Annotated in this window: 14 protein-coding genes; 4 read left to right on the top strand and 10 right to left on the bottom strand. The window is 71.1% G+C overall.

What is annotated here, in order from left to right; genetic code table 11:
* Positions 1-115: 115 nt before the first annotated feature.
* The 6 genes from ACFHWU_RS10255 to purN form a co-directional block, all read right to left on the bottom strand.
* The gene (locus tag ACFHWU_RS10255; protein ID WP_278173844.1) at positions 116-1,333 is read right to left on the bottom strand and encodes an NADP-dependent isocitrate dehydrogenase; all 1,218 of its coding nucleotides are present in this window, start codon (positions 1,331-1,333) and stop codon (positions 116-118) included.
* A 147-nt stretch (positions 1,334-1,480) separates the two neighbouring features.
* Positions 1,481-2,431, bottom strand: coding sequence for a malate dehydrogenase (gene mdh, locus ACFHWU_RS10250; protein ID WP_416551370.1), 951 nt, complete (start codon positions 2,429-2,431; stop codon positions 1,481-1,483).
* A gap of 149 nt (positions 2,432-2,580) precedes the next feature.
* A complete protein-coding gene (locus tag ACFHWU_RS10245) occupies positions 2,581-3,453 on the bottom strand; it encodes a bifunctional methylenetetrahydrofolate dehydrogenase/methenyltetrahydrofolate cyclohydrolase (protein WP_416551369.1) in 873 nt (290 codons plus the stop codon).
* Positions 3,454-3,514: 61 nt separating this feature from the next.
* Positions 3,515-4,114 carry a pentapeptide repeat-containing protein gene (locus ACFHWU_RS10240; protein ID WP_416590377.1) on the bottom strand — a complete coding sequence of 200 codons (600 nt, stop codon included), beginning with the start codon at positions 4,112-4,114 and terminating at the stop codon, positions 3,515-3,517.
* Positions 4,115-4,130: 16 nt separating this feature from the next.
* Positions 4,131-5,711 (bottom strand): bifunctional phosphoribosylaminoimidazolecarboxamide formyltransferase/IMP cyclohydrolase, encoded by a 1,581-nt coding sequence (gene purH, locus ACFHWU_RS10235; protein ID WP_416567435.1) that lies wholly within the window; start codon positions 5,709-5,711, stop codon positions 4,131-4,133.
* The gene (gene purN / locus ACFHWU_RS10230; protein WP_416590376.1) at positions 5,708-6,322 is read right to left on the bottom strand and encodes a phosphoribosylglycinamide formyltransferase; all 615 of its coding nucleotides are present in this window, start codon (positions 6,320-6,322) and stop codon (positions 5,708-5,710) included. Before purN ends, purH begins: the two co-directional genes overlap by 4 nt.
* 164 nt (positions 6,323-6,486) lie before the next feature.
* Here purN and ACFHWU_RS10225 point away from each other — a divergent pair, with 164 nt between their 5' ends.
* Positions 6,487-7,047 carry a DUF4190 domain-containing protein gene (locus ACFHWU_RS10225; RefSeq protein ID WP_416590375.1) on the top strand — a complete coding sequence of 187 codons (561 nt, stop codon included), beginning with the start codon at positions 6,487-6,489 and terminating at the stop codon, positions 7,045-7,047.
* A 24-nt stretch (positions 7,048-7,071) separates the two neighbouring features.
* Here ACFHWU_RS10225 and ACFHWU_RS10220 read toward each other — a convergent pair whose 3' ends face one another.
* Positions 7,072-8,466 (bottom strand): DUF6350 family protein, encoded by a 1,395-nt coding sequence (locus tag ACFHWU_RS10220; RefSeq protein WP_416567433.1) that lies wholly within the window; start codon positions 8,464-8,466, stop codon positions 7,072-7,074.
* A 164-nt stretch (positions 8,467-8,630) separates the two neighbouring features.
* Here ACFHWU_RS10220 and ACFHWU_RS10215 point away from each other — a divergent pair, with 164 nt between their 5' ends.
* Entirely contained in the window at positions 8,631-8,879 is a 249-nt protein-coding gene (locus tag ACFHWU_RS10215; RefSeq protein ID WP_416551363.1) for a hypothetical protein, read from the top strand.
* An 81-nt stretch (positions 8,880-8,960) separates the two neighbouring features.
* On the opposite strand, the gene sucD is transcribed toward ACFHWU_RS10215, so the two are convergent.
* The 3 genes from sucD to ACFHWU_RS10200 form a co-directional block, all read right to left on the bottom strand.
* Positions 8,961-9,848, bottom strand: a complete 888-nt coding sequence (sucD, locus tag ACFHWU_RS10210; protein WP_416551362.1) for a succinate--CoA ligase subunit alpha — start codon at positions 9,846-9,848, stop codon at positions 8,961-8,963.
* A gap of 5 nt (positions 9,849-9,853) precedes the next feature.
* Positions 9,854-11,050 carry an ADP-forming succinate--CoA ligase subunit beta gene (sucC, locus tag ACFHWU_RS10205; protein WP_416551361.1) on the bottom strand — a complete coding sequence of 399 codons (1,197 nt, stop codon included), beginning with the start codon at positions 11,048-11,050 and terminating at the stop codon, positions 9,854-9,856.
* Between the two features lie 400 nt (positions 11,051-11,450).
* Positions 11,451-11,849: a cobalamin B12-binding domain-containing protein gene (locus ACFHWU_RS10200; RefSeq protein ID WP_416551360.1), complete on the bottom strand. Its 399-nt coding sequence runs from the start codon at positions 11,847-11,849 to the stop codon at positions 11,451-11,453.
* A gap of 388 nt (positions 11,850-12,237) precedes the next feature.
* Between ACFHWU_RS10200 and ACFHWU_RS10195 the strand changes: the two genes are divergently transcribed.
* Both ACFHWU_RS10195 and ACFHWU_RS10190 read left to right on the top strand, forming a co-directional pair.
* The gene (locus ACFHWU_RS10195; RefSeq protein WP_278173823.1) at positions 12,238-13,002 is read left to right on the top strand and encodes a M23 family metallopeptidase; all 765 of its coding nucleotides are present in this window, start codon (positions 12,238-12,240) and stop codon (positions 13,000-13,002) included.
* Positions 13,003-13,286: 284 nt separating this feature from the next.
* The gene (locus tag ACFHWU_RS10190) at positions 13,287-14,219 is read left to right on the top strand and encodes a M23 family metallopeptidase (protein ID WP_416551359.1); all 933 of its coding nucleotides are present in this window, start codon (positions 13,287-13,289) and stop codon (positions 14,217-14,219) included.
* Positions 14,220-14,237: the final 18 nt, after the last annotated feature.

Here is a 14,237-nt window from a genome sequence, read left to right as displayed (position 1 = left end):
GGCGACCGCCACCGGAAGATCCCCTTGGACGCGACTGGCACCACGTCCACCCTGTTCAACGATCCGCCGGAGGAACCGGTGACGGTGCCGGCCGCGAGCTCAGGCGCTCAGCTACTCAGGCGCTCAGCCGCTTGGCCAGGTTGCCGTCGAGAGCCGCCATGAACTCGTCGGTGGTCAGCCACGGAGCGTTGCGGTCGATCAGCAGCGCCAGGTCCTTGGTCATCTGGCCCGCCTCGACGGTCTCGATGCAGACCTGCTCGAGCGTGTTGGCGAACTCGGTCACCGCCGGGGTGCCGTCCAGCTTGCCGCGGTGGGCCAGGCCCCGGGTCCAGGCGAAGATCGACGCGATCGGGTTGGTTGACGTCTTCTCGCCCTTCTGCCACTGCCGGTAGTGCCGGGTGACCGTGCCGTGCGCGGCCTCCGCCTCCACCGTACGACCGTCCGGGGTCATCAGCACCGACGTCATCAGCCCCAGCGAGCCGAAGCCCTGGGCGACGGTGTCCGACTGCACGTCACCGTCGTAGTTCTTGCAGGCCCAGACGAAGCCGCCCTCCCACTTGAGCGCGGCGGCGACCATGTCGTCGATCAGCCGGTGCTCGTAGGTGATCCCGGCGGCGGCGAACTCGGTGGCGAACTCGGCCTCGTACACCTCGGCGAAGATGTCCTTGAACCGACCGTCGTACGCCTTGAGGATGGTGTTCTTGGTCGACAGGTAGACCGGGTAACCGCGGTCCAGACCGTAGCGCAGCGAGGCGCGGGCGAAGTCACGGATCGACTCGTCGAAGTTGTACATCCCCATCGCGACGCCGCCGCCGGAGAAGTTGGCGACCTCCATCTCGACCGGGGCGCTGCCGTCGGCCGGGGTGTAGGTGATGGTCACCGTGCCCGGCCCGGGCACCACGAAGTCAGAGGCCTTGTACTGGTCGCCGTGCGCGTGCCGGCCGATGATGATCGGCTTGGTCCAGCCGGGCACCAGCCGGGGGACGTTCGACATGATGATCGGCTCGCGGAACACCACGCCGCCGAGGATGTTCCGGATGGTGCCGTTCGGGGAGCGCCACATCTTCTTCAGGCCGAACTCCTCGACCCGGGCCTCGTCCGGGGTGATGGTCGCGCACTTGACGCCGACGCCGTGCTGCTTGATGGCGTTCGCGGCGTCCACCGTCACCTGGTCGTCGGTCTCGTCGCGGTACTGGATCGACAGGTCGTAGTAGTGCAGGTCGACGTCGAGGTAGGGCAGGATCAACTGCTCCCGGATCTGCTTCCAGATGATCCTGGTCATCTCGTCGCCGTCGAGCTCGACGACCGGGTTGGTTACCTTGATCTTCGCCATCGACCGGCGCTCCTCTCGGAAACTCGTATTAGCAGTACGAGCGTACTGGATTGCCGAACCCGGTGCGCAGCGGGCGGGACGAACGAGGCGCGGCACACGTCGGGGCGGGCACCTGGATGCCCGCCCCGATCGTCACGCCCGTACGGCTCAGAGGTCGGCCACGTCCGCCTGCTTGGCCCGGACCGCCTCGGCGGCCTCCTTCAGCGCGGCCAGTTCCGTACCGGTCAGGTCGGTGGTCACCACCCGACGGACGCCCTCGGCCCCGAGCTCAGCCTCCACGCCCAGGTAGACGCCGTCGATTCCGTACTCCCCGGTGACCCAGGCGCACACTGGCATCACCGCGCCGGAGTCCTCGGCCACGGCCTTGGCCATCCGGGCCGCCGCCGCCGACGGCGCGTAGTACGCCGACCCGGTCTTGAGCAGGGCGACAACCTCGGCACCACCGTTGCGGGTCCGGACCACCAGTTCCTCGATTTTGTCCGCCGGCAGCAGCTCGGTCAGCGGCTTGCCGTTCACGGTGCACCGTGACGGCACCGGCACCATGGTGTCACCGTGCGAGCCGAGGGTCAGCGTGCGTACGGTCGCCACCGGTACCGCGAGCGTCTCGGCGACGAAGTGGGAGAACCGGGCGGTGTCCAGCATGCCGGCCTGCCCGAGCACCCGGTTGCGCGGGAACCCGGTGGCGATCTGCGCCAGCGCGGTCATCTCGTCGAGCGGGTTGGACACCACGATGACCACCGCGTCCGGGGCGTACCGGGCGATTTTCTCCGCGACGCCGCGGACGATCTTGGCGTTGACCTCCAGCAGGTCCATCCGGCTCATCCCCGGCTTGCGCGGCAGGCCGGCGGTGACGATGACGACGTCCGAGCCGGAGATCACCTCGTAGCCGGAGCCGTCCACCCCGGTGGTCGCACCGACGACCTTGGTCTCGAAGCCCTCGATCGGCCGCGACTGGTTGAGATCGAGGGCCAGTCCCTCGGGCTTGCCCTCGATGATGTCGGTCAGCACGACGGTGTCGAAGACGTCGTACTCGGCCAGGCGCTGCGCGGTCGTCGAGCCGTAGAAGCCGGCCCCGACGACGGTGACCTTCTTGCCCATTGTCGTCTCACTCCCTGCTACCGGGCGAATTTGTCGGGACCGTATCAGCCAGGTAACGGCGGAGCGGGTCAGGGGCGCGCCCGGAGACCCACCTCACGCCCGCCACGCCGACGTCGCCGCCCGCCACACCGGTCGACTGGCCGACCGGCTCACCGGTCGGCGAGGCCGCGTTCCGCCAGCTCGACGACGTTGGTCAACAGCATCGCCCGGGTCATCGGGCCGATCCCGCCGGGCACCGGTGCCAGCGCACCGGCCACCTCGGCCACGTCCGGTGCCACGTCACCGGTGTACTGGCCCTTGCCGTTCTCGCCGAGCACCCGGGTGATGCCGACGTCGATGACCGTCGCCCCCGGCGTGATCATCTCAGCGGTGACCAGACCGGGCACGCCAGCGGCGGCGATCACGATCTCCGCCCGCCGGGTGTGGTCGCCCAGATCGAGCGTGCCGGTGTGGCACAGCGTCACCGTGGCGTTCTCGCTGCGCCGGGTCAGCAGCAGCCCCAGCGGCCGGCCGACGGTGGTACCCCGACCGATCACCACCACCTCCGCACCCCGGAGCCGGATCTCGTTACGACGCAGCAGATCGACGATGCCCCGGGGAGTGCAGGCGACCGGCGCGTCGAAGCCGAGCACCAGCCGGCCCAGGTTGACCGGGTGCAGCCCGTCGGCGTCCTTGTTTGGGTCGACCCGCTCCAGCACCCGCTGGGTGTCGATCTGCTTCGGCATCGGCAGCTGGACGATGTAGCCGTGGCAGGCCGGGTCGGCGTTCAACTCGGCGACCACCGCCTCCACCTGCTCCTGGCTGGCGTCGACGGGCAGGTCCCGCCGGATCGAGGCGATCCCGACCTCGGCGCAGTCGCGGTGCTTGCCGTTGACGTACGCATGGGAGCCGGGATCCTCACCGACCAGCACGGTGCCGAGACCGGGCACCACCGACTGCTCCGCGAGCGCCTTGACCCGGGCACGAAGGTTGTCCTTGATGGCGGAAGCCGCCGCCTTGCCGTCCAGAATTGTCGCCGTCACGTCACCGATCGTCTCACGTCGCCCGATCCACCCCGGTCGGCACCTCGCGCGGACCAGCCGGTCAGGGTCGCACGTCGGCGCCGTACGCCGCCGCGACCTGCACCGCCTGGGCCAGGTCGATCCGCGCCCCGGTCAGGTCGAGGCCGCGCAGCTCGACCCCGGCCAGATCCGCCCCACGCAGATCCGTGCCGCGCAGCTTCGCGCTGGTCAACCGGGCATAGCCAAGGTCCGCCCCGGAAAGATCCACCCGGCTCAGGTCCGCCTCGGTCAGGTCGGCCTCCCGTAGCCGCAGCCCGGACAGCTTCGTCCCGGTCAGGTCCTGGCCGCGCAGTAGCACGAACCCCCAGTCCCCGCCGTCAACGTGCAGCGGGCGCAGCGTGCAGTCGAGGAACTGGGTGCCGGTCAGCTTGCAGTCGGCAAAGGTCGCGTCGAAGAACGACGACCGTCGAATCACGCAGTGCAGCAGCGCGCAGTGGGTCAGCCGGGCCGCGTTGACCCGCACGTTCGCCAGTACGCAGTTGGTGAAGACGCAGCCGGTCAGCACCGCCTCGGTCAGGTCGACGTCGACGAGCTCACAGCGGTCGAAGTGCACCCGGTCGAACTCGTCGAGCGCCCAGTCGGCCCCGACGATCCGCTCCTCGACGCGCTGCTGCAGCGACACGACGACGGCCAGCCGGTCAGTGGAAGAAGTGCCGGGTGCCGGTCAGGTACATGGCGACCCCGGCGGCGTTCGCCGCCGCGGTCGCCTCGTCGTCCCGGATCGAACCACCGGGCTGCACCACCGCGCGTACCCCGGCGTCGATCAGCACCTGCAGGCCGTCCGGGAACGGGAAGAACGCGTCGGAGGCGGCCACCGCACCGGCGGCCCGGCCGGCACCGGCCCGGCGTACCGCCAACTCGGCAGCGTCGACCCGGTTGACCTGGCCCATCCCGACCCCGACGGTCGCACCGTCGCGGGCCAGCAGGATCGCGTTGCTCTTCACCGCGCGTACCGCCCGCCAGGCAAAGCCCAGGTCGGCCAGCAGGTCCGCGTCGGCCGGCTCACCGGTGGCCAGCCGCCAGCTCGCCGGATCGTCGCCGGCGGCGTCGATCCGGTCGGCGGTCTGCGCCAGCCGGCCGCCGGTGACCTGCCGCCACTCAACCGCCGCCGGCTGCCACGCCGGGGCGAGCAGCAGCCGCAGGTTCTTCTTCCGGGCCAGCACCTCGACCGCGGCCGGGTCGAACCCGGGGGCCACCACCACCTCGGTGAAGATCTCCGCGACCTGGTTGGCCAGCTCGACGGTGACCGGCCGGTTGACCGCGATCACCCCGCCGTACGCGGAGACCGGGTCGCAGGCGTGCGCCTTGCGGTGTGCCTCGGCGACGTCGACACCGACCGCGATGCCGCACGGGTTGGCGTGCTTGATGATCGCCACGGCCGGGGCGGTGAAGTCGTTCGCCGCCCGCCAGGCGGCATCGGCGTCAACGTAGTTGTTGTACGACATCTCCTTGCCGTGCAACTGCTCGGCCCGGGCCAGCCCGGCCGGTACCGCCGGGTCCAGGTAGAGGGCCGCCCGCTGGTGCGGGTTCTCGCCGTAGCGCAGCACAGCGGCCCGGCGCAGCGCGGTACCGGCGAACTCCGGCCAGTCCACCGGCTGGTCGGTGTCCGCGCCGACCAGGGTCCGGGCGCACCAGTCGGCGACCGCGACGTCGTACTCGGCGATGTCGGCGAACGCGCGGGCGGCGAGGGCGCGCCGCTGCCGCAGGGTGAAGCCACCCTCGGCGAGGGCCTGCTCGATCAGCGGGTACGCCGACACCGAGGTGACCACCGCGACGCTGGCGTGGTTCTTCGCCGCCGCCCGCACCATCGCCGGGCCACCGATGTCGATCTGCTCCACACAGCCGTCCGGGTCGGCGCCGGAGGCCACGGTCTGCTGAAACGGGTACAGGTTGGACACCAGCAGGTCGAACGGAGCGACGCCGAGCTCGGCCAGCTGCGTGGTGTGGTCGGCAGAGCGCAGGTCGGCCAGCAGCCCGGCGTGCACGTGCGGGTGCAGCGTCTTGACCCGGCCGTCAAGGCACTCCGGGAAGCCGGTCACGTCCTCCACCCGGACCACCGGCACGCCGGCGGCGGCGATGGTGGTCGCGGTCGACCCGGTGGAGACGATCTCCACCCCGGCGGCGTGCAGCATGGTGGCCAGCTCGACCAGGCCGGTCTTGTCGTAGACGCTGATCAACGCCCGGTGCAGCGGGCGGCGGCCGTCGATGCTCGGGTTCATCGGATGGTGACCTTTCGATGCGAGATGGTCCAGCCGTGCCGGACCAACCGGCCGACGTACTCGACGAGCTGCGCCCGTTCCGCTTCCTTGATCCGCTCGGTCAGACTGGCCTCGTCGTCGTCCGGCTCGACCGGGACCGCGACCTGCGCGACGATCGGTCCGGTGTCGACGCCGGCATCGACAAAGAAGAGCGTGGCACCGGCCAGCTTGACCCCGTAGGCGAGGGCGTCACGCGGTCCGTTCATGCCGGGGAACGCGGGCAGCAGCGAGTTGTGGGTGTTGACGTAGCGGTCCCCGAAGGCAGCCAGGAACCGGGCGCCGACCAGCTTCAGGAAGCCGGCGGAGACGATCAGATCCGGATGGTACGCGGCGACCTCGGCGGTCAGCGTGGCGTCCCAGTCCGCCCGGCTGGCGTGGTCGGCGACCCGGGCCACGAAGGTGGGCACCCCGGCGGCCTCGGCCCGGTCCAGCCCGGCGATCCCGTCCCGGTCCGCGCCGACAGCGACGACGACCGCGCCGTACGCGGGGTCCTCGGTGGCGTCGAGCAGCGCCTGCAGATTGGTGCCGGAACCGGAGACGAGCACCACGAGTCTGGCCGGAGACGAGGTCACCCGAGCACCCTACCCGGCCGCCGACGAGGCCCCGTCCAGGTCCCGCCCAGGTCCCGCCCAACGGAACGGGCGGGCGCGACGGGCGGCAGGATTTGCGCTGACCAGATACGCTGCCCGACGCTCGGGCAAGAACACGATCTCCGACCGCCCTGAGCGTCGTCGCCATGAAGGAGCTCTCTGTGCAGCCCGGCTACCCAGGCCAAGATCCGTATGGCCAGCAGCCCCAGCAGCCCCAGGACCCGACCTCGTCGCCACCTTCCGACCCGTACGGTCAGCCCGGCTACAGCCAGCCGCCGTCCTCGGGGCAGCCCTACTCGGACCCGTACGGCCAGCAACCACCGGGGCAGCCGTACCCGCAGCAGCCGCCGGGGCAGCCCTACGGTGACCCGTACGCGCAGCAGCCGGTGCCCGGCATGCCGTACCCCGCCGGCGGCTACGGCATGCCGGGCCAGCAGAAGGACAACAACCTGGGCCTGATCGGCATGATCGTCGGCATCGCCTCGCTGGTGCTGGCCGTGTGCTGCCCGCTGCTCGGCATCCCGGTCGGCATCGCCGGCGCGGTGCTCGGCTTCCTCGGCAAGAACAAGGTCGACCAGGGGCTGGCGGACAACCGCAGCCAGGCGATGGCCGGGCTGATCTGCGGCGCGATCGGGGTGGTGCTCGGCATCGCGAACTCGATCCTCGGCGTTCTGCTGGATGTCGGCAGCGGGTTCAACAGCATCTGAGCCAGGCTTTGTGACGCGACCCGGTCAGGGCGTCCCGGATCGTCCGGGGCGCCCTGTGCCGTTGCCCAGATGTCCCTGCCCGGCACCGGACCGGGCGGCGGCAGCGGACCGAGCAGCGGCGGACCGCCGCTGGCGGGGCGCGGACCGGTCCGCCGGAGGTGCCGCCACCGCCCGCGCCGCCGCCGCGCCGACCACCGCCCCGACCGCGAGTACCGCGCTCGACACCACCGCCACCTGCCAGGCGACCGGCCCGACGTCGGCGAGCCGCCCGGCACCGAGCGGACCGCCGGACGCGGCCGCCGCACCGCCCAGGAACAGTCCGGCCACCGGCCCGCTGAGCAGGGCAGCGCCGATCAGCACCGGCCAGCCGGGCAGCCCGGCACCACCCCGGTCGGACCCCGCCGACCAGCGGCGGGCCAGCACCCACCCGGTGGTCATCCCGGCCAGCACCGGCAGGGCGAGCAGCGCCGCGCTGAGCCCGCCGGCCGGGCCGTTGGGCAGCCCGGCGAACAACGGGATCGCTGGCAGGCTGCCGAGGGTGACTTCGGTGGTCCGTACCGCCGTGTCGGATCCGAGCGCGAAGCCCGGCCCAAGTAGGTAGGCGGTCGCCCAGATGGTGGCGTTCGGTGCGTAGGCGGTGCTGAGCAGCGTGATCCCGGCCTGCCCGGCCACCCCGGCCCGGTACACCCCGATGGTGTCGGCGGCGTCCCCACCGCTGATCGCCACGGACAACCCGGCCACGGCGGCGCCGGCGCCGAGCACCAGCAGCGCGGCGACCAGCCCGGCCCGCGCCGCGTGCCGCAGCAGGTCGGGGCAGCGCGCCGTCAGTCGGCGCAGCGTTCCGGTGGTCTGGCCGGCCCCGAGCAACGCGCCGACCACGCCGAACGCCGCCAGCGTGGCCCCGGCCCGCAGCGGTTCGACCGCCGTGGTAGCGCTGCTCGCGACGTGCGCGGCGGCGGCACCGAGCGCGCCGTACGCGGTCGCGACGGCAAACGCGACGACGATCGCCCGGCCGGCGGATCCGCGCTGCCGGGCACCGACCGCCCGGGTGGTGTGCACGCCGGCCCGGTAGATCCGCCAGGCGGCGAGCGCGCTGAGCAGCAGCGGCGGCAGCCCGAGCGGGCCGGTCGAGGTGTCCAGCGGTACGCCGTGTCCGAGCAGCCAGGCGGCCAGACCGATCCGGGCCGCGCCGAGGATCGACGAGTCGCCTTCGGCGAGCCGGATCAGCCACATCACCACCGCGACCGGCAGGTAGGACACGACCGCGGCCCACAGGGTGGTCACCGAGGCCGCGACGGCCAGCGGGGCCCGGCCACGGCGGGCAGCACCGGGGACGCGGCCCGGGCCTGAGCGCCGAACGGCGTCGACCGACGCGGTACCGTCCGGCGGTCGTGGCGGGTCCGGGGGGTGGGCTGCCATCGTGCCTACTTTGGCACGTGGGCGCACTGATCCGGCGGCAATATCGCCGTGGCCTGGCCGGTCACCTACCGAACCTGCCGACATTCCGGTCATTTGGCCGTACGCTCGGTGCTGGACCGCGCCGTCGACGACGGCGGTTGTCGAGTTGACGGGGGACCCTGCCGATGACCCAGTACCCACCGGCCGCGGCGTCGGCCGGCAGCGACCGCAGCACCCTGTGGGGCGTGCTCGGTATCGTGATCGGCCTGCTCTGCTGCGGCATCCTCGGCATCGTCTTCGGCGCACTGTCGATCCGCGACGCCAACCGCTTCCGCAAGTCCCCGGTGCTGGGCTGGGTGGCGATCGTGCTGAGCGTGCTCAACATCATCGGTGGGGCCAGTCTCTGGGCGACCGGGAACTACCCGATCGGCTGACCAGACGACGACGGCCGCCGACCGGTCTCCCGGTCGACGGCCCTGTGTCGGCTGTGATCGCTCAGTATCGGCTGTGGCCGGTCAGCCGCCGGTGATCACCTGACGCATCAGCCGGGCGGTCTCGCTCGGCGTACGGCCGACCTTGACTCCGGCCGCCTCCAGCGCGACCTTCTTGGCGTCGGCGGTGCCCGCAGAGCCGGAGATGATCGCACCGGCGTGGCCCATCGTCTTGCCGGGCGGGGCGGTGAATCCGGCGATGTAGCCGACCACCGGTTTGGTCACGTTCGCCTTGATGAACTCAGCGGCCCGCTCCTCGGCGTCGCCGCCGATCTCGCCGATCATCACGATCGTGTCGGTCTCCGGGTCGTCCTGGAAGGCGGCCAGCGCGTCGATGTGGGTGGTGCCGATGACCGGGTCGCCGCCGATACCGACGCAGGTGGAGAAGCCGATGTCACGCAGCTCGTACATCAGCTGGTAGGTCAGCGTGCCGCTCTTGCTGACCAGGCCGATCCGGCCGGCCGGGGTGATGTCCGCCGGAATGATGCCGGCGTTCGAGGCCCCTGGGGAGGCGATGCCCGGACAGTTCGGACCGATGATCCGGGTCTTGCCGCCCTTGGCCGTGTTGTGTGCCCAGAAGGCGGTCGAGTCGTGCACCGGGATGCCTTCGGTGATCACCACGGCTAGCGGGATCTCGGCGTCGATAGCCTCGATCACCGCCGCTTTGCAGTACGCCGGCGGGACGAAGATGACCGTGACGTCGGCCCCGGTCTCCTTCATCGCCTCACCGACGTTGGCGAACACCGGCAGCCGGGTGTCGCCGAACTCGACCTGCTGTCCGGCCTTGCGCGGGTTGACCCCGCCGACGACGGTGGTGCCGGCGGCGAGCATCCGCCGGGTGTGCTTCGAGCCCTCGGAGCCGGTCATCCCCTGCACGATGACCTTGGAGTCCTTGGTCAGCCAGATCGCCATCTCGATCACTGTCCTTCCGGGCGGCCGGACGCCGCTGCGGCGAGCTGTGCGGCCCGCTCGGCCGCTCCGTCCATGGTGTCGACCCGCTCGACGAGGGGGTTGGCGGCCGAGTCGAGGATCGCCCGGCCCGCCTCGGCGTTGTTGCCGTCCAGCCGGACGACGAGCGGCTTGGTCACCGTCTCTCCGCGCTGTTCGAGCAGGGCCAGCGCCTGGACGACGCCGTTGGCCACCTCGTCGCAGGCGGTGATCCCGCCGAAGACGTTGACGAACACGGTCCGCACGTCCGGGTCGGAGAGCACGATCTCCAGCCCGTTGGCCATCACCGCAGCGCTGGCGCCACCGCCGATGTCGAGGAAATTGGCGGGTTTGACGCCGCCGTGCGCCTCGCCGGCGTACGCCACCACGTCGAGGGTGGACATGACCAGGCCGGCCCCGTTGCCGATGATGCCGACCGAGCCGTCGAGCTTGACGTAGTTGAGGTCCTTCTCCTTGGCCCGCTGCTCCAGCGGGTCGACCGCGGACTGGTCGACCATCGCCTCGTGGTCGGGGTGCCGGAAACCGGCGTTCTCATCCAGGGTGACCTTGGCGTCGAGGCAGAGCACCCGACCCTCGGGGGTCCGGGCCAGCGGGTTCACCTCGACCAGGGTGGCGTCCTCGGCGATGAACGCCTGCCAGAGGCGGACCGCGATCTCGGTGATCTGGTCGGTGAGCTCGGCCGGAAAGCCGGCGGCGGTGACGATCTCGGCGGCCTTGGCCTCGTCCACCCCGACGTTGGCGTCGATCGCGATCTTCGCCACCCGGTCCGGTGTCTCGGCGGCGACCTGCTCGATGTCCATCCCGCCCGCGACACTGGCGATGCAGAGGAAGGTACGGTTGGCCCGGTCCAGCAGGTACGACAGGTAGTACTCGTCGGCGATGTCGGCGGTCACCGTCAGCATCACCTTGCCGACGGTGTGCCCCTTGATGTCCATACCGAGGATGTTGGTGGCGTGGCTGACCGCCTCGTCGGCGTCCTCGGCCAGCTTCACGCCGCCGGCCTTGCCTCGACCACCGACCTTGACCTGGGCCTTGACCACGACACGGCCGCCGAGGCGCTCGGCGATCGCGCGGGCCTCTTCCGGGGTGGTGGCGACGCCGCCGGCGAGCACGGGCAACCCGTGTCGCTCGAACAGCTCGCGCCCCTGGTACTCGTACAGGTCCACGTTTGCGCGTCCCGTTCCGTCTCCGCGGCGCGCCGTCGCGCCGCCGCCAGCGTGCAGAATCAAATGATTTCCCGGTCACGAGCGGTGACCGGCCATTGGCGCAGCCTAACCACCCGGCCCTGGGACGCCAGTAGGCGGGCGGGCGGTGTGCGCAACTGCACACATCCGGCGTGCCGCCCACCCAGCCGTACGGCGACCCGGTCGCGACCACCGGCACGCCCCGAAAATAAGGTGTGCCGGCGACGTAACCCCCGGTGACAGGTGTCGTTGAGTGAGGTGTCGGAAACGCAGCGCGGGGCCGACGGAAGCGGCCGATGCCCTGTCGGTCGAGGGGTGGCGGCGGGGCATCGTGCATGGAGAGGCCGGACGTGTGAGGGGTGCGTCCGGCCTCTCACCCTCTTCACTGGGCGGGGACGTTGCCGCGGACCCAGTCGACGATGTCGGCGGTGCTCGCCCCGGGGGTGAAGATCCTGGCCACGCCGAGCGCACTGAGTGCCGCGATGTCCTCGTCGGGGACGATGCCTCCACCGAAGACCACGATGTCCTCCGCATCCCGCTCGCGCAGCAGGTCGAGCACTCCGCGGAACAGCGTCAGGTGCGCGCCGGACAGCACGGAGAGCCCGATGGCGTCGGCATCCTCCTGGATGGCGGTCTCGACGATCTGCTCCGGTGTCTGATGCAGACCGGTGTAGATGACTTCGATGCCGGCGTCCCGCAACGCCCTGGCCACCACTTTGACGCCTCGGTCGTGGCCGTCGAGACCAGGCTTCGCCACCACCACCCGGATCCGAGTCTCCATCGCTGCGCGCCTCCTGCCGACCGGTCGATCCTTAACGAAGGTTAACCAACCTCGGCACATCGCCGGCAGCCCGGCCGACCCTGAGCCACAACCCCGAATCCACCCTGACTGAACGCACGATAAGCATTGCTCAATGTAACCAGCAGTTACCAACGAACGGCCTGATAAAAGGTTACGAAATCGGGCAATACACTACGGACGGTCGCAGGACGTCAACAATTTTTCGCGAGTCGGGTTGTGGCGACCCTAGGGGTTGGCTACCGTGTCCACGGTTGTCCTCTGGCTCCGGCCAGAACCAACCCGGCCAACGAGCGTTAATCCCAGGTTCCGCAGTGAGGTCCCCGGATGCTCGCACCGCCGCCGAACTACCCGCCAATGGAGGGTGTGCGTGCGCCAGCGCCTGTCGTCAGAGCCCGATCGATATCGGGGTCGTCGCCGCGTACCGACTCCACCCCGTAGCCGCTACGCGGCGGTCATGACCACCGCCGTCGTCGGCGCGGGTGTCGTCGCCCTCGGGGCGAGCGCGATGCCCGACGCCAAGACGCTCAGCCCGTCGGCCCTGGCCGACCTGGAGAACAGCGTCGCGCTGAGCGACCAGGCCCTGGAGATCGACGACCAGGCCCTCGACCTGGACAGCCAGATCAGCGAGCGGGCCGAGGATGCCGAGCGCGCCTCCCGGGATGCCGACCGGACCCCGGCCACCTCGATGACCCAGGCCGCTCCGGACGTGTGGATGCTGCCACTGCGCGGCTACACCTTCACCTCCCCGTACGGCATGCGCTGGGGAAAGCTGCACGCTGGCGTCGACCTGGCCGCCGCCGAGGGCACCCCGTTCCACTCGATCCACGCCGGCACGGTCACCCTCGCCGGCTGGAACGGCGGCTACGGCTACTGCGTGATCGTCAAGCACGACGACGGGACCGAGGCCGTCTACGGCCATGCGTCCCGGCTGCGGGTCACCGCCGGTCAGCGGGTGGAAGCCGGTGATCTGCTCGGCGACGTCGGCAACACCGGCCACTCCTACGGTGCCCACCTGCACCTCGAGGTGCACGTGGACTCGGAGCCGCAGGACCCGATCACCTGGCTGCGGGGCAAGGGAGTGGACCTCAAGCTGCAGGTCGAGGCGATCTACGGTGGCGTCGTCGAGCCCTGACACTCCAGGTGACTGGACGAAAACCGCTCAGACTGTACGGTCTGAGCGGTTTTTTGTGCAGTCGGTCACTCAGATCAGCGAAAAGGTGCCCTGCGTCACACTGGATTTTGTGATCCGCACCACTTTCGGTCGGGCCAGCAAATAGCCCATCCGACCACGGAGAGTCACGAAAGTCCGGCCTCCGGGCGGTCCCCGCCGACTTCTCCGGCTACCCGGTACCCACCCTCTGTGCCTGGCACACCACCATTTCCGGGTCCGTGCCCCTTACCACGGAGGTCACCCCCGTGTCGCACCCTGAGCCCACGGAGCGCAGCGAGCCCTCGACCCAGCGTCGGTCACCAGGGCTGCACCGGCTGGTTCCGCCCGGCAAGCACGCCCAGGTGGCGGAGTTCGGCCGCCGGACCCGTACCACCGCCCTCACCGTGCTGGCCGTCGTGGCCCTCGCTATCGGCGGCGCGGCCGCCGCACTCAACTCCGCCCCCGACGCCACCGCGACCGATCCGGCGACGACCTCGATCCTCGCCGACCGGGCCGACTCGGCGGGACGCGCCGACCGGAGCACCCGTCAGCCGACGGCCACCCCGGAAAGCGTCGGGGACGAGACCGGTTTCGGCCCGGCGCCCACCGACAGCAGCACCAGCCGCGCCGAGGAGACCGAGCAACCGGCGGACCCGACCGAAGCAGCCGACGGCGCCGCGCCGACCGGGACCGATGACGAGACCGCGAGGCAGACCGACGACGCCGGCAGCGACGGCAGTGACGGCAGTGACTCGGCCACGACCGCAGCGGCGCAGCCGAGTACAGCGGCCAGCGCGGCCGACTGGGTCACCCCGATGCCCGGCGCCCAGATCACTTCCTGCTACGGCCAGCGCTGGGGCGTGCTGCACGCCGGGATCGACCTGGCCCTGCCGGCCGGCACCCCGGTGCTCGCCGCTGGCGCCGGAACGGTGCAGGTGGCCGGCTGGGCGTACACCGGGTACGGGATCTCGGTGGTGATCGACCACGGCGGCGGTGTGCTCACCCACTACGCGCACCTCTCCGCGACCAGCGCCGCCGTCGGAGACCAGGTGGCCCCCGGGGACACTATCGGCGCGGAGGGCTCCACCGGCGACTCCACTGGCCCGCACCTGCACTTCGAGGTGCACGTCGGCGGGCTGTGGAGCCAGGTGGACCCGGCCCCGTGGATGCGGGAACGCGGCGTCGACCTGGGCTGCTGACCGCTGCGGTACGGGCCG

The sequence above is a fragment of the Micromonospora sp. LOL_015 genome (assembly GCF_048060275.1).
Taxonomy (GTDB): Bacteria; Actinomycetota; Actinomycetes; order Mycobacteriales; family Micromonosporaceae; genus Micromonospora_E.
This window is presented reverse-complemented; position numbering and strand designations above follow the sequence as displayed.

What these genes read in the sequence shown, in the direction of transcription:
- mdh (WP_416551370.1), bottom strand. Translation starts at nt 2,431, where the DNA reads ATGGGCAAGAAGGTCACCGTCGTCGGGGCCGGCTTCTACGGCTCGACG.
- ACFHWU_RS10200 (WP_416551360.1), bottom strand. Translation starts at nt 11,849, where the DNA reads ATGGAGACTCGGATCCGGGTGGTGGTGGCGAAGCCTGGTCTCGACGGC.
- sucD (WP_416551362.1), bottom strand. Translation starts at nt 9,848, where the DNA reads ATGGCGATCTGGCTGACCAAGGACTCCAAGGTCATCGTGCAGGGGATG.
- ACFHWU_RS10255 (WP_278173844.1), bottom strand. Translation starts at nt 1,333, where the DNA reads ATGGCGAAGATCAAGGTAACCAACCCGGTCGTCGAGCTCGACGGCGAC.
- ACFHWU_RS10225 (WP_416590375.1), top strand. Translation starts at nt 6,487, where the DNA reads ATGAAGGAGCTCTCTGTGCAGCCCGGCTACCCAGGCCAAGATCCGTAT.
- ACFHWU_RS10215 (WP_416551363.1), top strand. Translation starts at nt 8,631, where the DNA reads ATGACCCAGTACCCACCGGCCGCGGCGTCGGCCGGCAGCGACCGCAGC.
- ACFHWU_RS10220 (WP_416567433.1), bottom strand. Translation starts at nt 8,466, where the DNA reads ATGGCAGCCCACCCCCCGGACCCGCCACGACCGCCGGACGGTACCGCG.
- purH (WP_416567435.1), bottom strand. Translation starts at nt 5,711, where the DNA reads ATGAACCCGAGCATCGACGGCCGCCGCCCGCTGCACCGGGCGTTGATC.